Below are 17,680 nucleotides of genomic sequence, written 5' to 3'. Positions count from 1 at the left end.
GGAACCTGTGACCCACGGCCCCAAACACTTACCGGCGCATATCTCCGCGCTGCTGGATCGTCAGCAACGCAGCCCTGATGGGCAGCCTGCCGACTCAGCCGGCACACCCTGGTCAGGGCGCGACCTCTCCGGGGAGGGCAACCCGCTGCACACCTTCGACGGAGACGACGGGCTCATCGCAGCAGCACTCGGTGAAGCACGACGCCGCCTGCTCGCCGGAGACACCGATGAACCTGGGTTCGTCAATGCCCTGGCAGGGCAGCGGGTCTTCGCCCCGGTGATCGCCACAGGTCACGGCGACGCCGAGCAGGGCGATAAAGAAGCTGACATTTCCCTCGTGACCTTGACCGCCTCAGACGGCCGGTCCGCGATGCCGGTCTTCACCTCAGTTGAGGAGCTGACCGCTTGGCATCCGCAGGCGAGACCTGTCGCAGCCGAGGCCGAGCGGGTGATGCTCGCAGCCCTAGCCGAAGGTGCCCAGCTTGTCGTGCTGGATCCGGGCAGCCCAATCCTGACATTTGTGGTTCGCGGACCCGCGGTAGAGGCGCTGGCAAGGGGCCGGCGCTGGACGCCGAGCTACCAGGACCAGGAGTTAGCTCAGGCTCTCGCGGAGCTTCCAGACATGTGCCCAGGGGTGACGGGGCTGCGGCTCAGTCCCGGCCAGGGCATCATGAGCGCTGCCGCAGACGGAAGCGCAGTGATCGGGGGAGGTGCCGGGCCAGAGTTGAGCATCGGCGTCGTCGTCGAGCCTGGAACTGATGCGGTGGGGGTTCGCCTGGCCTTGGCTGCGGTCCAAGCAGCGATCGAAGATATTGATCTGCTGCGTGAGCGTGCAGATTCCGTGCAGGTGATCCGAGCGGCTGACCAGTCCTAGCAGGGTTCGTCAGCCTGTTGAGCGGTGCGGTAGATCTGTTCGCAGATCACCTGAAGCTCTGTGGCCTGAGCGTCATCCAAAGCAGGATGGAACAGCTGTTTGATGTGCTGGGCGTGGACCCGTGAGGCGGCGGAGAAGACTTTTTCACCCTCTGGAGTGAGCCGAGCCGTCATGCCACGCTTGTCGTTCTCATCAGTGCAGCGATCAATCAAGCCTCGGCTCGCCAAGGATTTCACCTGGTAGGACAGACGCGAGGGGGAGAACACCATCTGTTCGGCCAACTGGCCCATGCGCAGTTGGTGTTCCTCAGCCTCGGCCAGGAGCAGCAGAATGTTGTACTCAGCGAGCTTCAACCCAGTCACCGCGTGCAGGCGCTTTTCCATCCGGTCGCTGATCAACGCCGAGGTCTCGAAGAACGCACGCCAAGCTCTTGCCTTCGGCGAAAAGCCGGTCAGGTCACGCTCTCGGGATGCGAACGGCTCAGGGGTCACCCACACATACTACCGATGCGCATCCCAAGAGGCGTTCCTGGTGTCGAAGCGTCCGCCCAGGGCAGTGTCGACTCAGTGCAGTGGGGCCGCTGTGGCCTCCCGGATCTGGTCCTCGGTGACACCGGGCGCGGTCTCCACCAGTGTGAAGTGGGGTTTGGCTGGGTCGGAGCCGACATCGATGACGCCCAGGTCGGTGATGATCGTGTTCACCACGCCCCGGCCGGTCAGTGGCAGGGTGCACTGGGGCAGCAGCTTTGAGCTGCCATCCTTGGTGCGGTGATCCATCAGAACGATCACCCGCCGAGCCCCATGGACCAAGTCCATGGCTCCGCCCATCCCCTTGACCATCTTCCCTGGGACCATCCAGTTGGCAAGATCCCCGTTGGCTGCGACCTGCATGCCGCCAAGAACTGCGACGTCGAGCTTGCTGCCGCGGATCATACCGAAGCTGGTGGAGGAGTCGAAGAAGGCGGCACCGGGTTTGACGGTGACCGTCTCCTTACCAGCGTTGATCAGGTCCGGGTCGAGGTCCTGCTCCTCCGGGTAGGGTCCGACCCCAAGAATTCCGTTCTCCGAATGGAGGATCACATCGCGTCCGGCCTCAATATGATTTGGGATCAGCGTGGGCATCCCAATACCGAGGTTGACGTAGTCGCCGTCGTGGAGTTCCTGTGCAGCCCGCGCGGCCATCTGGTCACGGGTCCACCCTCTGGCCTGTGTCTGGTTTGTCATCTCAGCTCGCCTCCTCATCCGTTGCAGAGGTGCGCACGGTGCGCTTCTCAATGGGCTTCTCGATATCGGTGCCCACTTCAAGGATCCGGTGTACATAGATCCCGGGGAGATGGACATCATCAGGGTCGATCGCTCCTGGTTCGACCAGTTCTTCGACCTGCGCAATGCAGATTCTGCCGGCCATTGCTGCCGGGGGAGAGAACTGGCGGGCCGCCTTATTGAACACCAGGTTGCCGTGGAGGTCACCTCGTACGGCATGCACGAGAGCGAAGTCCGCCACGATTGACTCTTCCAACGCATAACTGACCACTGGACCCTCAGGGCTGCGGAAGGGGCGGACCTCCTTGGGGGCAGACTCTTCCGCCACATTGCCCTGGGCGTCGTACTTGGTGGGGATCCCGCCGTCTGCCACGGGTGTGCCCACACCGGCGCGGGTGTAGAAGGCGGGGATACCTGATCCTCCGGCTCGCAGCTTCTCAGCCAGCGTGCCTTGCGGGACGAGCTCCAGCTCGAGTTCGCCCTCCAAATACTGGCGGGCGAACTCCTTGTTCTCTCCCACATAGGAAGAGATCATCTTCCTGATCCGGCCTGCCTCCAGAAGCCTTCCGAGCCCCCAGCCGTCAACGCCTGCGTTATTGGAGGCAATCGTCAGGTTTGAGGCCCCCTGTCTCAGCAATGCCTCAATCAGCTGGATGGGGTTGCCGGACAGTCCGAACCCGCCTACGGCAATTGATGCGCCGTCAGGGATATCGGCCACGGCCTGATCCGCGCTTGTCACCGACTTATTCACACTCATGACATTCCTCCCAGATGTAGAGCCATCATCATAGATCGATCCTGGTCAGCGAGATAAGAGTTCAGCATCACGCCGCAGTCCACCCGCCGTCAATAGAGAACGACGTCCCAGTGACCATGCCTGAGGCATCTGAGGCCATCCACAGCGCTAGGCTCGCGACTTCTTCACTCTCCACAAGACGCTTGACTGCAGATTCAGTGAGCATAATCTTTTCGACGACGTCGTCCTCGCTGATCCCGTGGATGCGCGCCTGATCGGCAATCTGCTTCTCCACAAGCGGGGTGCGCACATAGGAGGGGTTGATGCAGTTCGAGGTCACCCCATGCTCAGCGCCCTCCAGTGAGGTGACCTTCGACAGCCCCTCCAGCGCATGTTTGGCGGACACATAGGCTGACTTATAAGGACTAGCCCGCAGACCGTGAGCGGAGGAGATATTGATGATCCTGCCGAAGCCGCGTTCATACATTCCCGGAAGTGCTGCGCGGATCAGCAGGAATGGGGACTCCACCATCAGTTGGTGCATGAACCGCCATTTCTGAGGATCAAACTCATGGATGGGGGAGACGTGCTGAATCCCGGCGTTGTTGATCAGTATGTCGGTGTCCAACGACAGCTCGTCGAGAGCTGCGGTCTCAGCGAGGTCAGCGACCCACGCATCACCGCCGATGTCCTGGGCTAAGTCCTGAGCAGCATCGCCGTTGAGGTCACAGACGGTGACATGTGCCCCGGCCGCCGCAAAGGCCCGGGCGCAGGCTGCACCTATCCCGGAGGCCCCACCAGTGATCAGCGCTCGCCGACCGCGCAGAGCATCGACGGGTACTGATGAGCCACGAGCTTGTGCTTCATTCATGAGCTGTCTCCTGTGAGCGATATCGAGGTTTTGGTGTGTTACGGCAGATCAGAACGCGCCGACTGCTGAGACCAGGCCTGCAAGTCCGAGGACGACGATCACTGGAATCGCTAGAGTCACCATACCGATGTCCTTATAGGCCTGCCGGTGGGTGAGGCCACACACAATCAGGAGGGTCACCACGGCGCCCGAGTGGGGCAGAGTGTCCAAACCGCCGGCGGCCATGGCTGTCAGCCTATGCATCGCCTCCAGGCTCGTGCCGTCAGCGGCGGCCATCGCCACCAGATCATCACCCAAGGCGTTGAGCGCGATCGTCATACCTCCGGAGGAGGAACCCGTCAGCCCGGCGGTGATGGAGGTTGTCATGATCGAGGTCCAGAGCGCGCCGGCACCCATATTGAACACGGAGTCGCGGACTATGGCGAATGCTGCCACTGAGGCCACCACTGCTCCGTAGCCGACCTCGGATGCGGTGGAGAAGATCGGCAGCATGGAGCGCTTCACACCGTCGGTGAAGCCGATCTTAAGCTCCCGAATGTTCTTGGCGTTCAGTGCCACAAGCACCAGGATGGCCACCAGAATGGCCACGAGCACTGCCCACAGTCCGCTGCGTGAGTCCATCGTGATCCCGCCGAACTGCTCCTCTTCCAGGTAGCTCCAGTCCAGTGCGGGGAAGATGAGGAGGGTGCAGGCGAAGTTGACCACGAAGACGGTGAGCAGCGGGATGAACGGCACTACTCTGTTGGCGGGAGCAAGGGTCTGCACCTGGTGGCTCGATCCGTCGTCAGCAGAGCCGCCGATGATGGGTTCGCTCTCCTTGCTTTCGAAGTGCTCACCCTTCTTGATGAGAGAACCACGCCGGTACTCAAGCCACAGCAGGCCCAGACCAAAGATCAGTGCGCCACCCAGAAGACCGATTCCGGGTCCGGCGTATGCGCCGGTTTCGAAGAACTGGCCGGGGATGATGTTCTGCACCTGAGGGCTGCCCGGCAGTGCGGTCATCGTGAAGGTGAAGATGCCCAGGGCGATGGTGCCCGGTACCAGGCGGCGCGGAATGTCAGCGACGCGGAAGAGCTCGCGCGCCAGTGGATACATCACGAACGCTACGACAAAGAGGCTGATGCCGCCGTAGGTCATCAGTGCTGAGGTGATGACGGTCGCGGCGATGGCGCTGCGGCTGCCCACCCACCCGGTGACGGAACGGGCAATGCTCTCCGCATAGCCGGTGACCGTCATCAACACTCCGAAAACCGCGCCCACAAGGAACACTGGGAAAAAGCTGCCGACAAAGTCCGCCATGGCCGGCATGAAGATTTCGGTGTACGAGGCGAGGATCGGTGCGCCGGAGAAGATGAGGCACACTGCGGAGGCGATGGGGGCTGCAAGGATCACGGGTACGCCTCGGTAGGCGAGCGTGATCAGCAGCACAAGGCTGATGATGATGCCGGCGATGCCAAAGATCATGGAGAGCTCCTGGGACGATTCGATGGTGCTGGCCGTGTGGATGAGCACTGGACTCCAGCATCTTCGCCCAAGTGTGACGTGGGCTACATCTATTTGGTCAACGTCGGAGGTGAAATCTTGTAGCTGGCTACGAAGCGCTGCCTGAATTGAGATCTCGGTGCCTGCCTGAGGCGAGCACCCAGGCCAGTTCGATGAGCGTGTTGAGGTCCCCGAGATCGGCGCCAGTGAGCTCACTGAATCGTTGAAGGCGGTAGCGCAGGGTGTTCACGTGGACCGGGATGCTGCGCGCAGCTAAGGGGATGCTCATCCTGTGGTTCAGATAAGCCTCCACAGCTTCCAGAATGTGCTGGCTGAATTCTCCTGAATTCTCAAGCGGTGCCAGGTGTAGCCGGTAGAGGATCTCAGTAGTTTCTGGGCAGGCGTGGACACCCAGCTGCCAAGAGAGCTCGGCGAGGTCGACGAGGCCGGTGCGCCCCACTTTTTCTGCTGCCTCCAATGCCATGGATGCTGACTGGAACGATCTAGGCAGCTCATCGAGGGTTGTTGCCTCACCCAGGCCGATGGTGAGCCCTGTCGCGTGGACGTTCTCGATGGGCTGTTCCACCATGATGCCCACCAGGCAGCTTCCCTGGACGGCGGCCAGCACCCTGGTATCGGCTTCCTGGGCCCAGGACTCGAGTCGCTGCATGCGGTCCACTGCAGCCCCTGAGGGAGCGTTGAGGACGATAGCTCGTATCGGCTCGTTGGTGGGTACGTCATGCAGGGTGGCGCCGCGGATACGTTCAGCCGGTGGCATCGATGTTGTCACCACGTTGCGGATCCATTCGGCTCGCAGGGCAGAGTCGGTGACCGCCCGTGAGACCTCCTTCTCCTGGTAGACAGCTACCGCTCTGGTGGAAAAGGCGTCCCCCAGTGCCCAGAGCAGGGTCGACGACGTCAGTATCTGCTCGGTGGGTATTCCGGCCTCGGGCGCTCGGGCCAGGATGTTCCGAAAAATCAGCGACAGTGACACACGGAACCCCGCCAGGACGCTGCCGATCGGCACTCCTTGGGCGTACCGTTCACCCGCTAGGGCATCGGCTTCCGCCACTTGATCTGGAGCTGGTTCCAGGCCGTCCCTTATGGTCCTGATGGTCAAGTCAATATTGCGCCGAACTGAGGCCTCCAGGGATGGAGTGGGAACATTCTCGTAACCGGGAACCTTGCTCCGCAGATCCGCCAGTGTCTGGTTCACCATGGCCTGATCGCCGCTCACCTGGCCCAGCAGCTCTTCCCACTGATGAGAATGCTGCGGACCGGCTGTGGGCTCAGACGGGGGCAAGGGTGCGCTCATAGGGAGACAAGCAGCAGGGTGGCGCTGAAGACGAGTCCTGAGGCCACCAAGGTGATGGTGGTGTAGCCCAAGATGTCGCGCATCTTCAGTCCTGCGATTGCCAGCAGCGGAAGAGCCCAGAAAGGCTGGATCATATTGGTCCACTGGTCACCATAGGCGACGGCCATGATGGCCACCGCTGGATCGGTGCCCAGAGATTCGGCGGCTTCGCGCAGGATCGGTGCCTGGACTGCGATCTGGCCTCCGCCCGATGGGACGAAGAAGTTCACCAATCCTGCCGAGAGAAATGCGAAGAGGGCGAACGTCTGCTGGTTGGAAATAGCCACGAACCCTTCGGAGATCACCGAGATCAGCCCGGTTCCGGCCATCATGCCCAGGATTCCTGCGTAGAGCGGGAACTGCAGCAGTATCTCGCCACATTGGAGGCAGCCTTCTTGGTCAGCGCGATCAGTTCGAAGGGGTTGCGCACCAGAAGCATGATCAGTGTCAGAAAGCTCCAGTTGACGATGTCCAACGTGAGACTGCCACCGCCAGCGAAGTGAATAAAGAGGTACCCCACCAGGAGGAGTCCTGTGGCGAGGGTCGGGATCCGTGATGCGTCGACCCGGTCTGCGGGAGTCACCACGTCTTGGTCGATCTCTGCTTCTTTCTGGCGGGCATCAACGGTGAGCGGGACGATGGCGCTGTCGTGACGGGGTGCGATCAAATACAGCGCCAAGCTGACCGCACCAATGGTGGCGGCGACGGCGATCAGGTTCCATGTGGAGAAGATCGACTCAGTAATGGCCAGCGGCTCACCGAGCTGCTCGGCCACAAAGGAGTCCGGGGTCGCCGCCAGGAGCGGTCCGGATGCGGAGTAGCCCATATGCCAGACAACGAATCCGGAGAAGGCGGAGGCGACCAGCATCGGGAAGTGCACTAACTGGTCTCGGCTCCGGAACTCGTAGGCGACTTCCCGAGCCAGCAGCGCACCGGCGACCAATCCCAGGCCCCAGGTGATGAGTGAGGCCAGCGCTGCGATGACGAACACAAACAGGTAAGCCTGCATCGCGGTCTTCGGCACTCGGGCAAGTTTCACCAGGAGTTTGTGCACCGGTCGAGTGTTCGCCAGGATATGGCCCAGCAACAGGATCAGGGCCATCTGAGTGATGAAGTCCAGCAGTCCCGCCAGCCCGATGCCCCATTCTTCGACGACCTCGACGGGGCCTGCGTCAGTGAAGATAAGGGCCAGCAGCGCCACCACGAACGTGAGAATAATGGCGAAGACCAGAGCGGAGGGGATGAACCGTTCGACCAGCGTGTTCAGCGGTCGCATGAGGCGCCCAAGGAGGGCCCCGCTCTCCTGCTTGGACTTGGTGTTGGCAGATTGTGCCCGTTCTTCGGGCGCCTGATCGGACACGTAGGTTCCCCACCCTTCCCGCACTAGACACTGCAACCTTGGAGCACTGGTGTGTGACACAGGTTACCCCAGAAAAAGGCTATTTCACGACGGTCTAGATCACTTGTCGAAGGGTAGGGAACCGTTCATTCCGAGGAGCGGAATGCGTGGGTACTAGTTGTCGACTCTTACGACCTCACCGGTTGCGACATCGACGTAGACCTCGACATCGTTGTCCATCTCGAACTCCCAGACGACGGCGCCGCTTTCTGTGTCCAGCTCTCCGTCTTTGGGTGAGCCGCCTGACTCTTCTTCTGCGGTTCGCAAGGCTTCGGCAATGTCGATTTCTACGGCCTGGGCCTCTTGCTCGTCGTCAGCGTCGATACCATCATCTTCGGTGTCGATAATTTCGAATGTTTCGGAGTCGACTTCTAACTCCCACTCCGTGGAGCCGTCGTAGATGAACACTTCTACATAGCCGTCTTCATCGGTGTTGTCCTCGAATTCGGTGACCACACCATCGGGATACTCGGCGAGTGCAGCGTCAATGGCCTGATAGACCGGGTGGTCGCCTGCGGCATCGGCACCGGTGTCTTCTGCGTCGGCGTCCTCTGTCTCTTCAGCGGCGTCGTCGGTGTCTTCAGGGCTGTCGGTTTCGTCAGTCTCGGTGGTGGTCTCTTCTGTCTCAGGTGCCGGCGAGTCCTCTACCTGTGCAGTGTCCTCAGTTGCGGGGGAGTCGTCCTCCGGGGCGCATGCTGACAGAGCCAGCGCTGCGGCGGCTGTCACGGAGACGATTCCGAAGGTTGAACGGTGGAGCGGAGAATGTGAATTAGTTGTCATAGGGATATTGGTACGCCCGGATTCTGAGTGATTGCCGGAGATTGACCCCGTGTCGTCTGTAATGAGAAAAGTCTCATATTTGGGGCAGTGCCCACTGCACCATGACGGCTCCTTCGGGGCGCAAGTGGACAGCCCGGCCGGGTATGGGACGGGACAGCAGTGGGATCATCGCCGCGAAGGCATCTGCCTGGCTTCTGCTGGTCGGGGAAAAGATCACATTGGCCCCTTCTAACCGGGCTGGATGCGCCCAGGGCAGCTGCGTGAACAGCGCCGACGATGCCGCCGCAGTAGCCACCACGCGCACGCCTTGGGTCACTGCCTGCTGGATGAAACTGTGCTGTTGGGCGCTGCAGGCTGGGGCGTCGTCGACAAGCAGAGTAGTGGGCAGGTCATGAGGGAGCGCGCAGTTCGGGGTGAGGAGGTCACAGCCGGGCAGCTGTTGCTTGAGCAGCTGAAGTGCAGTGGACTTGCCGGAGCCTGCAGAGCCGAGTATGAGGTTGACCGGGCCCAAGCGTAGATGAGCCGGCTCTCCGGTGAACTGCATCTTGCCAACCACTGGGTCCTGGCTACCTTGAGGATGCGCAAAGTCGGGGACATCCGAGGCGAAAAACCGATCCGGAAGAGGGTGGACCTCAAGGCGTGGTCTCCGGGTTGAACCCAACACCTCCTGCAATGGGGGCGGTTCAGTGACAAGCTGGACGGTGAGCCCCGGCGGGACACAATGTGGGGTCAGGAGCACGCCACGGCCGGGTACGGCGTCAGTGGTCCGGATCTTGGGCCACAGATAGCGGGCCTCATCGGAAGTGCCCAGCGGCAGGTACACCCGCGTCGGGATCCGTCCGGTGAGCTTCCCCAGGGCGAGCTCCCTTCCTCCGCTGATGAGAACTGAGATGCCGACCTGTGGCCCCTCGGAGGCCAGAGTTCCCAGTAGGTGGTCCAGAGTCTGCAGCTTTGTCTGAGCTGCTGCATGCCACTGGGAGTAACCGGTGACCACCACCTGGAGGGGACGCCGAGTATCAGAATACAGGCCCGAACCGCCGGTTCGACGGGCCGTCAGTTCATCGTTGAGTGCGCTGAGGAGGTATTCGACCTCCGGTGTGTCCTCCTCAGTGAGCCAACTGGCAACCCTAGGATGATGCGCCAGTGCAGCAAGTGAGTGATCACCGTCCAACAGGTACACGTCAGTCTCGGGTTGGACGTTGAGGATCTGCGTCACAACCGCGGCGGTCGCTTCAGAGGCACCGGAGCCGACCTCCCCGATCAGAGCCAGCGAGGTGGGTTCCGCCGCCTTCATCAACAGGTCCTCCTGGCGCTGAGCGGCGGGGTCATCCAGGCGCCCCAGGAGAGGGGAGGTGGCGTCGTCGCGCCCTAATCGGTCTTGCGCGCGCAGCGTCTCAGGTAGGGCAGGCAGCAGGGGAGTATGCCCACGGTGCTTCTGCGCTCTGGTTACGGCGTGACTGACCGCGGCGATCACATCGCTGAAGTTCTCTGCCGAGGCGGACGGTGCACTATCGATTTCAGGGCGCAGGCGGAGGGGGCGGTGGCCAGCCAGCTGGGCGCTCTGGAAGAGCACCGGGTCCTCTCCCGGTGTCCGTAGAGCCGCACGCCCGGGAACGGTCCGAGGGATTGAAGCAGCCATCGGACTGGCCATGACATCGCGGGATTCGTCCTCGCCGCGAACTCTCAGGCAGATGCTGGATCCTATATTGGCCCGGATATCGGCGGTCACCACGCCCTGCGGCCTTTGAGTGGAAAGTACCAGGTGCAAGCCCAGGGAGCGGCCGAGAGTTGCCAGACGCATGAGCTCATCCAACTGATCAGGCAGCTCATGTGAGAAGATCCGGAACTCGTCGATCACCACGAGAATCCGGGCCAGCGGCTGGTCTGGGCAGAGGTGACGGTATTGGCAGTAGTCGCCCGCCCCGGCGTCAAGAAACAACCGTTCCCTACGCACCAGCTCGCTGCGGATCCCTTCCAGGGTCCGTTCGGCCGCCGCTTGGGAGAGGTCAGTCACCAGTCCAAGAGAGTGCTCCAGCTGGCCGATCCGGTGAAAAGCCGCCCCACCTTTGAAATCAATCAGGACTAAGCCCAGTTCCCTGGGCCCGTAGCGCGCGCACAGGGAGACCAGCAGAGTCTTCAACAGCTCAGATTTACCGGATCCCGTGGTTCCAGCGATCAGGATATGCGGACCATCACCGACCAAGTCCAGGGTGATGTGCTCGGTTTCACCGCGACCCAAGACGGCGGTCAACGATTCAGTCGCAGTCTCGGTGAACATCTGTTGTGGGAGCCTATAAGTGCACATTGCCGGAAGTTCTCCGGAGGATGCTGTGCCGCCCAGGCTCGGGAGCGCAAGCCTCAGGTGCTGGTTTGCGGTGTCCTGTGAAAGTCCGTCGAAACTCAACTGCTCGGCTTGGACCTCTGAGGAGCCGTTGGAGGTGTGCCGCGTCAGGACTCTCAGTGCAAGATCCACGGACCAGCCTTCTGGGTGGACGTTTCCCGCCCCAAGACAGACCACATGCCATGAGGCCCTCAACGCGTGGTCGATACAGCGGACATCGTCGGGCTCAGTCATGAGCGCCACCTGTGGACATTCTGCGTCCACAGCGGAGCTCTCCAGCAGTGAGAGGAACTCCTTTGCTCGCAGGTGTGAAACCTGGGGGAGGTCGCGCAGCCCAGGCATTGGCTGTCCACCGACGACGACAACCCGGGGCCGCACAGGGTTGAGCGTGAGCTGGACGAGGGTCCACCTGAGGAGGCGTTGGGCGTCTCGTTCGGGCCCGCTGAGGCTAGTCTGCTCGCCAGGGTTGAGCACAATGCCCACTGCTGCGTGAACTTCTATGGTGTGGTCCTCCGGTGGTGAGGCTGAGCCGAAGTCCACCTCGGCGCACACCTGCCCAGTCCCAAGCCGGACTGCCGGTGCCCCTCCTGTGAAGGAGCCCGCGTGGATCTCATCATCATGATTGGCTCGGAGGAGCCGGATGAGGTGGCCTGGGGAGCAGAGCGCGGTGAAGGTCCGTGATGCCCATGTTTGGGCTGCGCGCTCAACATGGCGTCGATACTTCCGTTGTTTCTTCCTCCCATCCCAGAAGATCACAGCGGCGACAAGTGCGCTCGCGCCACTGAACAGGAGGAAGAACCACATGCCGGTGAAAACCACTAAGACGATTCCTGCCAGGAGCGGAACCAGAGCGAAGGCGAGCATCATCTTGTGCTTACCTTCGGGTGGGGCGACGCCGACTGGTTCAGCGGCGGGTGGCCAGGCCTGGACTGTGCGTGAGGTTGGTGGTTCGACGGCGATTCTGCAGGCAGTCGAGCCGAGCTGAAACTCGTCTTCGGTGGTGAGCCGAGCGGGGGCGTCGTCGTTGTTTCTGTGTTTTCGGTGCAAAGTGATGGCGCGTTTTCCCACATCCAGGACGGCTTCTCTGCGGGACATCGCCGGATCTGCGGTGCGGATATCGGCTTGACCGCGCCCAATCTCTGTCCTGCCCCGGCGCAGGGGGACGAGCCGGCCGGAGTCGGGGCCCGAGTCCACGCACAGAGTCAACTGGGATGGGCGCAATGTCCGGTTTGGCATCCCGGGTGGGGAAGCGAGCACGACCATCCCAGGGTGCAGCAAGTCAGAACCCGCTCCGATGGTGTGCAGCTGCTGCCCTGAAGTGCTCAGCCGGAGGTCGGCCGTGCCGAGAAACTCACGCAGAGCGCGGTCCAGGCTCGCCCCGGAGACAGAGTCCGCGGGCTCATCAGCCATGAGCCGGACCTCGTGCTCGTAGGTGCCGGGAGCCTGGCTGCGCAGCGCTGCCCAATGCTCAGCGTCAAGTGCACCGGGGGCGTGCACCACTGTGACGGTGAAGCTCATGAATCCTCACTCTGTTGCCGGTTTGATAGCTCTGAGAATCATTAGGACACTTTAGGTCTTGTTATGTTCGCTTGTTGTCCTGGTGATGGGATCTGTGAATAACGCCCCCGGCATGATGCTTTATCCACAGGAAATGAACGGGGGCTTTCCGAAACCTGGACGGATGGCTAGGGTAGTGAGCGCTCCATCCGTTCAGGAGCGTTGCACCGCGAGAAACTGACCCCTCACGCGGAGGAAAGCCCGTGGACGCTGTGTCCATCGTTGAAGACGAAGTTCGGGAAACGATTCGCATGCGCGGAATCGATCCCAGCGACGAACCCAGCAGGATCAAGAACCTGGTAGACGCCGCCGTAGCGGACTATGACAAACGGTCCATGGTGGCGGCGCTGCCAGTGCTCGGTGAGCCCACCGCTGCTGCGACCAGGATCTTCCACTCGGTGGCTGGCTTCGGTGAACTGCAGCCTCTTCTCGACGACCCTGAAATCGAAGAGATCTGGTGGAATCATCCGGGCCAGGTATTTGTCAGTCGGTCAGGGAGATCGGAGCTGACATCCATCACCCTGACGGAGACACGGGTCAAAGACCTGGTCGAACGCATGCTGAAGTCATCAGGAAGGCGACTCGACTTTTCCCAACCATTCGTGGATGCTGCGCTCGCCGACGGTTCGCGGCTGCATGTGGCGATTCCTGATGTGACTCGCAGCGCCTGGGCTGTGAACATCAGGAAGTTCATCGCCAGAGCCAATTCTCTCGACGATATGGTCCAGATGGGCTCCTTGACAGCGGAAGCCGCTGAGTTTCTTTCCACCTGTGTTGCGGGGGGACTTAATCTGCTGATCAGCGGTGCCACCGGCGCTGGAAAGACCACAATGTTGAACGCGCTCACCTCCGCGGTGGGGCCCCGCGAGCGAGTGGTGACTGTGGAGGAAGTGTTCGAACTCGACGTGCCGCTGCGCGACACCGTGGGACTGCAATGCCGCCAGCCCAATTTGGAGGGTCACGGGGAAATTCCACTTCGCAGGCTCGTCAAGGAGGCCTTGCGTATGCGCCCTGACCGGCTCATGGTCGGAGAAGTCCGTGAGGCGGAAAGCCTGGACATGCTCATTGCCATGAATAGTGGACTCCCAGGGATGAGCACCGTTCATGCCAATTCCGCTCATGACGCCCTCACCAAGCTCTGCACCCTTCCTCTCCTCGCCGGTGAGAACATCACCGCAGACTTCATTCTGCCCACGGTGGCATCGTGCCTGGACCTGGTGATTCACTGCGTTCGCACTCCACAGGGACACCGGTATGTGTCAGAGATTCTCGCAGTCGGGGGTCGGGTTGAGTCAGGCACCATCGAAACGACGATGCTGTTCCTCCATGATGGACAAGACCTGCAGCGTCGCGAAGCGGTCTTTGAGCATCACAAACTCTCAGGTGCCCCGCTGTGACAGGGGCATACGTTCCGCATGCCGCCGCTCTGGGGCTCGGACTTGGGCTCGGCCTCCTCCTGGTCCTGAGCTCCACCACGCCCCGGCCAGCAAGATCGGAGAACGGACCTCAGAACACCCGGAGGATCCGCCGGCTGCTTGATGAAGCGGGACACCACCGGCTGCCCGTATCGGCAGTGTTCATGAGCACCATCGGGTGTGCTGCACTTGCGTTCATTGTGGTCTACGCGATCACTGCTGCCTTACCCGTCGGCCTCTGCCTAGCGGTATTCGCAGGTCTCGTGCCATGGGGAACTCTGCGTTGGCAGGTAGGCCGCCGGAGGAGGCAACTGGCGGAAGTGTGGCCTGACGTCATTGACCATCTCCGCTCGGCGGTGCGTTCAGGACTTGCCCTGCCAGAAGGCCTGACGGAGTTGGGCAGCACCGGACCCGAACCACTGCGCGAGCCCTTTGCGGAGTTCGGTTCGGACTGGCGGGCAGGAGTCCCTATGGGGCAGTCCCTGGACCGGCTCAAAGTCAGGCTCGCGGACCCCGTCGGTGATCGCATCGTTCTGGCACTGCGTATGACCCGGGAACTCGGCGGCACCGATCTTGGTCGGCTTCTCGACACTTTGGCTGACGTACTCAGAGAGAACGCGAGGACTCGCAGTGAGCTTGAGGCGAGACAGAGCTGGACGGTGAACGGCGCCAAGCTGGCAGTGGCCGCGCCCTGGATCGTCGTGCTCCTCTTATCGTCCCGGCCCGAGGGGGCTGCGGCTTATCACAGCGTGACTGGCATGGCCGTGCTCAGTGCCGGTTTGGGGGTCTCCCTGGTCTGCTATTACCTCATGCTGCGTATCGGTGCGCTTCCTCCGGAAGAGAGAGTGCTGGCATGACAGGGACGTTCTTGTGGTCAGCGTTGATTGGCCTCACCCTGGGTTCTGGTGTGCTGGTTCTGGTGGCAGGACTGCCCGTGATGAACCGACCGCGCTTCACTGAACGAGTCGCGCCCTATGTGAGATCGGTCGCCCCTGACGCGGAGTCGACAGTACAAAGCCGAGCGCCGATCACATCAGCGGCCAAAATCTTCGCCCCCACCGCACAACGCCTCGCCGAGAGCTTGCGCCGTCTGGGACTCGCGCCGAGCTCGGAGGTACTGAGCAAACGGCTCAGGCACGCCAATCTTTCGTTGACTCCCGCAGAGTATCGGACCCAACAATTGGGGTACGCGGTGGCGGGTGCAGCTGTAGGTGTGCTCATGACAGGGCTGGCTTTCGCTGCTGAGAGGTTCCACCCGGTAGCTGCCGTGTTGTTCGTCACCGCCGGGGCAGGGCTCGGGGTTGCCGCACGAGACGTGCAACTGAACTCCCGCATCCGTTCGCGCCGCCGCCGGATGATTGCGGAGTTTCCTACAGTCGCTGAGCTGCTGGCTCTTTCCGTCAGCGCCGGCGAATCCGCGCCTGGTGCTTTTCAACGGATCAGCGTCAGCTGCCGCGGTGAACTCGCCGGAGAACTGAAGGAGCTGATGCGTCGAACGAGAGCAGGCACGCCCTTCGTTTCAGCTCTGCGGACACTCAGTGCGGAGATCGAAACGCCAGTGATCGCCCGCTTTCTCCACGGCGTCGTGGTCGCTGTCGAGAGGGGAACCCCGCTGGCAGAAGTCATGCGGGCCCAGGCAGCAGATGTCAGGGACCATTCCAAACGCGAACTCATGGAAGAGGCCGGGCGCAAAGAGGTCGCCATGCTCGCACCTGTTGTTTTCGGCATTCTTCCCCTCACTATCCTTTTCGCGGCATTCCCCGGTCTCGCACTATTACAGATAGGAATCTGACACCCAATGAATGGAGAGAACATGAACCGCGCCATAGAGACCCTTCGTCGGATAATCTCCGCAGCTCACCGTGAAGAGCGGGGTGACGTACCAGGCTGGGTGATGATCACCTTGATGTCTGCGGTCCTTGTGGCCGGGTTGCTCATTCTCGCCCAGGACGCCTTCCGAGAACTGTTCGAACAAGCCATTAGCCAGGTTACCCAGTCGTGAACTGTCCTGCGGATAGGCCTGACGAACAAGGGTCAGCTACCGCAGAATTCACGATGGTTGCTGCCCTGTTGGCTCTGCTGTTTCTAGCAGTGCTCCAAATTGCAGGGATGATTCACGTCCGGAATACGCTCATTGACGCAGCCTCTACGGGTGCCCGCTTTGGGGCGTTAGCTGATCGGTCAGCCGAGGACGGCGTGGCCCGGACGGAAGAGCTGATCAGTGGATCCGTCTCGGACCGCTACGCCCAGGAGATCACCTATGAGTACATGGACGAACCTGAAGGCAGGACGCTGCGCATTACGGTCGATGCCCGAGTTCCGGTCTTTGTTATCGGCCCCGGGGTGGGAGAGCTCGAAGTCACCGGGTCAGCGTATGAATTCGAGTGAAGACTCTGAGGAAGGTTCGGCGATCGTGGAATTCCTGGCGCTCGCGGTTATGCTGCTCATCCCTTCGGTCTGGTTCCTGATTGGGGTCTCCCAGATTCAGGCAGCGACGTACGCTGCTGTCGGCGCGGCCGATCAGGCTACCAAGATGTACATCGGGTCAGAAGCGCAGGCGGAGACGAGAGCGCAGCGCAGTGAAGCTGCCGTGCATGCCGCGCTCGCAGACTTCAACATCTCACCCGACCAGGCCACCATTACCAGGACTTGCAGTGAGGATTGTGAGCAGCCAGGCTCCTTGGTCCGCTACGAAATTGACGTTCGTGTCCCACTACCCCTGGTCCCTGAGTTTGGAGGCTGGAATCACTCTCTCGTGTCAGTCTCCGCGTCCTCCACTGGGGTGCAGGGAGAATGAACCCCGGCCAAGTGAAGAGACATGACCCCACAGATGATTCTGGACAGACCACCGTCCTGATCCTTGGGATGGTGTCGATCCTGCTGATGTTTACCGCCGTGATCCTGGGGGCGACCGTTGTCAACGCCGATGCGCGGCAACTGTTATCAGAGGCTGACGGCGCGGCCTCCGCGGCAGCACACTCAGCCCAACCTGCACCGGGGACTCCACAGATCACCGAGCAGCAGATCCGATCCGCTGCTGAGCAGCACCTCGCCGACGCAGGAGCGCATGAACGTCACACTGGGCTTACTGTCGTCGGTGCGGGAACCTCCCCTGGCGGGGAGACGGTCTATCTACAGCTGCGGGCAGAGGCGGAGCTCCCGGGTTTGCGGTGGGTGCTACCAGCCTCGGTGGAGATCACCGCTGAATCTCACGCGAGGATTGCCATTAGTCGGTGATCCAGTGACTGATTACTCGAGAACGGGACCCCCACCGCCAATGTCCTGTCAGGTGTTCGACGGGTCGGGGTCGTGTCTGTGGTGGCGGATAAAATTGTGGGTATGGAAGGCCAGTCAGTTTCTTTCTCCTCAGCCCGGGTTCCGGCGCCGGTGCCGGGGTCNTGGTGGCGGATAAAATTGTGGGTATGGAAGGCCAGTCAGTTTCTTTCTCCTCAGCCCGGGTTCCGGCGCCGGTGCCGGGGTCGTTGCGGCACTTGGTGCAGGTGCCTGAGTTGGTGTCTGCGTGGGAGGCCCAAGTGGCGGCCCGGCGTGCTGAGGCTGTGAAGATCCGGCACCTGGTGGATTATCTGGACCGGCGCTCAGTGGAGTGTG

The 17,680-nt window shown here is 61.6% G+C and carries 17 protein-coding genes and 1 pseudogene; 9 read left to right on the top strand and 9 right to left on the bottom strand.

Annotation, left to right across the window (positions count from 1 at the left end):
• Positions 1 to 7: 7 nt before the first annotated feature.
• Positions 8 to 874 (top strand): SseB family protein, encoded by an 867-nt coding sequence (locus FEF26_RS09690; RefSeq protein ID WP_138253336.1) that lies wholly within the window; start codon positions 8 to 10, stop codon positions 872 to 874.
• On the opposite strand, the gene FEF26_RS09685 is transcribed toward FEF26_RS09690, so the two are convergent.
• The 9 genes and pseudogenes from FEF26_RS09685 to FEF26_RS09645 form a co-directional block, all read right to left on the bottom strand.
• On the bottom strand, positions 871 to 1,365 hold the full coding sequence (locus FEF26_RS09685) for a MarR family winged helix-turn-helix transcriptional regulator (RefSeq protein ID WP_138253335.1): 495 nt from the start codon (positions 1,363 to 1,365) through the stop codon (positions 871 to 873). The two genes, FEF26_RS09690 and FEF26_RS09685, sit on opposite strands and share 4 nt — an antisense overlap.
• Before the next feature lie 72 nt (positions 1,366 to 1,437).
• Entirely contained in the window at positions 1,438 to 2,097 is a 660-nt protein-coding gene (locus FEF26_RS09680) for a CoA transferase subunit B (protein WP_138253334.1), read from the bottom strand.
• Between the two features lies 1 nt (position 2,098).
• The gene (locus FEF26_RS09675; RefSeq protein WP_138253333.1) at positions 2,099 to 2,893 is read right to left on the bottom strand and encodes a CoA transferase subunit A; all 795 of its coding nucleotides are present in this window, start codon (positions 2,891 to 2,893) and stop codon (positions 2,099 to 2,101) included.
• Between the two features lie 67 nt (positions 2,894 to 2,960).
• Positions 2,961 to 3,743, bottom strand: a complete 783-nt coding sequence (locus tag FEF26_RS09670; protein WP_138253332.1) for a 3-hydroxybutyrate dehydrogenase — start codon at positions 3,741 to 3,743, stop codon at positions 2,961 to 2,963.
• A 48-nt stretch (positions 3,744 to 3,791) separates the two neighbouring features.
• Complete coding sequence (locus FEF26_RS09665; RefSeq protein WP_243730511.1) at positions 3,792 to 5,255, bottom strand: GntP family permease; 1,464 nt, start codon at positions 5,253 to 5,255, stop codon at positions 3,792 to 3,794.
• 79 nt (positions 5,256 to 5,334) lie between these two features.
• Positions 5,335 to 6,540: a PucR family transcriptional regulator gene (locus FEF26_RS09660; protein ID WP_138253331.1), complete on the bottom strand. Its 1,206-nt coding sequence runs from the start codon at positions 6,538 to 6,540 to the stop codon at positions 5,335 to 5,337.
• Positions 6,537 to 7,855 (bottom strand): annotated as a pseudogene (locus FEF26_RS09655) (short-chain fatty acid transporter). The gene FEF26_RS09660 and the pseudogene FEF26_RS09655 overlap by 4 nt, the downstream one beginning before the upstream one ends.
• A 237-nt stretch (positions 7,856 to 8,092) precedes the next feature.
• A complete protein-coding gene (locus FEF26_RS09650; protein ID WP_138253330.1) occupies positions 8,093 to 8,758 on the bottom strand; it encodes a PepSY domain-containing protein in 666 nt (221 codons plus the stop codon).
• A 73-nt stretch (positions 8,759 to 8,831) separates the two neighbouring features.
• Positions 8,832 to 12,617: an FtsK/SpoIIIE domain-containing protein gene (locus FEF26_RS09645; protein WP_138253329.1), complete on the bottom strand. Its 3,786-nt coding sequence runs from the start codon at positions 12,615 to 12,617 to the stop codon at positions 8,832 to 8,834.
• A 242-nt stretch (positions 12,618 to 12,859) separates the two neighbouring features.
• On the opposite strand from FEF26_RS09645, the gene FEF26_RS09640 reads away from it, so the two are divergent.
• The 8 genes from FEF26_RS09640 to FEF26_RS09605 all read left to right on the top strand — a co-directional run.
• Entirely contained in the window at positions 12,860 to 14,053 is a 1,194-nt protein-coding gene (locus tag FEF26_RS09640) for a TadA family conjugal transfer-associated ATPase (RefSeq protein ID WP_138253328.1), read from the top strand.
• Positions 14,050 to 14,928, top strand: a complete 879-nt coding sequence (locus FEF26_RS09635) for a type II secretion system F family protein (protein WP_138253327.1) — start codon at positions 14,050 to 14,052, stop codon at positions 14,926 to 14,928. Before FEF26_RS09640 ends, FEF26_RS09635 begins: the two co-directional genes overlap by 4 nt.
• Positions 14,925 to 15,863, top strand: coding sequence for a type II secretion system F family protein (locus FEF26_RS09630; RefSeq protein ID WP_138253326.1), 939 nt, complete (start codon positions 14,925 to 14,927; stop codon positions 15,861 to 15,863). The genes FEF26_RS09635 and FEF26_RS09630 overlap by 4 nt, the downstream gene beginning before the upstream one ends.
• 21 nt (positions 15,864 to 15,884) lie before the next feature.
• Complete coding sequence (locus FEF26_RS09625) at positions 15,885 to 16,073, top strand: hypothetical protein (RefSeq protein ID WP_243730510.1); 189 nt, start codon at positions 15,885 to 15,887, stop codon at positions 16,071 to 16,073.
• Positions 16,070 to 16,459: a TadE/TadG family type IV pilus assembly protein gene (locus tag FEF26_RS09620; RefSeq protein ID WP_243730509.1), complete on the top strand. Its 390-nt coding sequence runs from the start codon at positions 16,070 to 16,072 to the stop codon at positions 16,457 to 16,459. Before FEF26_RS09625 ends, FEF26_RS09620 begins: the two co-directional genes overlap by 4 nt.
• On the top strand, positions 16,446 to 16,868 hold the full coding sequence (locus tag FEF26_RS09615) for a hypothetical protein (RefSeq protein WP_138253324.1): 423 nt from the start codon (positions 16,446 to 16,448) through the stop codon (positions 16,866 to 16,868). The genes FEF26_RS09620 and FEF26_RS09615 overlap by 14 nt, the downstream gene beginning before the upstream one ends.
• Positions 16,865 to 17,308 carry a hypothetical protein gene (locus FEF26_RS09610; RefSeq protein ID WP_166432992.1) on the top strand — a complete coding sequence of 148 codons (444 nt, stop codon included), beginning with the start codon at positions 16,865 to 16,867 and terminating at the stop codon, positions 17,306 to 17,308. Before FEF26_RS09615 ends, FEF26_RS09610 begins: the two co-directional genes overlap by 4 nt.
• 185 nt (positions 17,309 to 17,493) lie before the next feature.
• The coding region (locus tag FEF26_RS09605; RefSeq protein ID WP_138253322.1) for a hypothetical protein at positions 17,494 to 17,680 on the top strand (187 nt) is incomplete at its 3' end.

Origin of the sequence: Nesterenkonia salmonea (assembly GCF_005771525.1) — a bacterium.
GTDB classification, from domain to species: domain Bacteria; phylum Actinomycetota; class Actinomycetes; order Actinomycetales; family Micrococcaceae; genus Nesterenkonia; species Nesterenkonia salmonea.
The sequence above is the reverse complement of the archived record's forward strand: the minus strand, read 5'-3'. Positions and strand labels throughout refer to the sequence as shown.

What these genes read in the sequence shown, in the direction of transcription:
- FEF26_RS09680 (WP_138253334.1), bottom strand. Translation starts at nt 2,097, where the DNA reads ATGACAAACCAGACACAGGCCAGAGGGTGGACCCGTGACCAGATGGCC.
- FEF26_RS09675 (WP_138253333.1), bottom strand. Translation starts at nt 2,893, where the DNA reads ATGAGTGTGAATAAGTCGGTGACAAGCGCGGATCAGGCCGTGGCCGAT.
- FEF26_RS09670 (WP_138253332.1), bottom strand. Translation starts at nt 3,743, where the DNA reads ATGAATGAAGCACAAGCTCGTGGCTCATCAGTACCCGTCGATGCTCTG.
- FEF26_RS09660 (WP_138253331.1), bottom strand. Translation starts at nt 6,540, where the DNA reads ATGAGCGCACCCTTGCCCCCGTCTGAGCCCACAGCCGGTCCGCAGCAT.
- FEF26_RS09650 (WP_138253330.1), bottom strand. Translation starts at nt 8,758, where the DNA reads ATGACAACTAATTCACATTCTCCGCTCCACCGTTCAACCTTCGGAATC.
- FEF26_RS09645 (WP_138253329.1), bottom strand. Translation starts at nt 12,617, where the DNA reads ATGAGCTTCACCGTCACAGTGGTGCACGCCCCCGGTGCACTTGACGCT.
- FEF26_RS09630 (WP_138253326.1), top strand. Translation starts at nt 14,925, where the DNA reads ATGACAGGGACGTTCTTGTGGTCAGCGTTGATTGGCCTCACCCTGGGT.
- FEF26_RS09625 (WP_243730510.1), top strand. Translation starts at nt 15,885, where the DNA reads ATGAACCGCGCCATAGAGACCCTTCGTCGGATAATCTCCGCAGCTCAC.
- FEF26_RS09615 (WP_138253324.1), top strand. Translation starts at nt 16,446, where the DNA reads ATGAATTCGAGTGAAGACTCTGAGGAAGGTTCGGCGATCGTGGAATTC.
- FEF26_RS09610 (WP_166432992.1), top strand. Translation starts at nt 16,865, where the DNA reads ATGAACCCCGGCCAAGTGAAGAGACATGACCCCACAGATGATTCTGGA.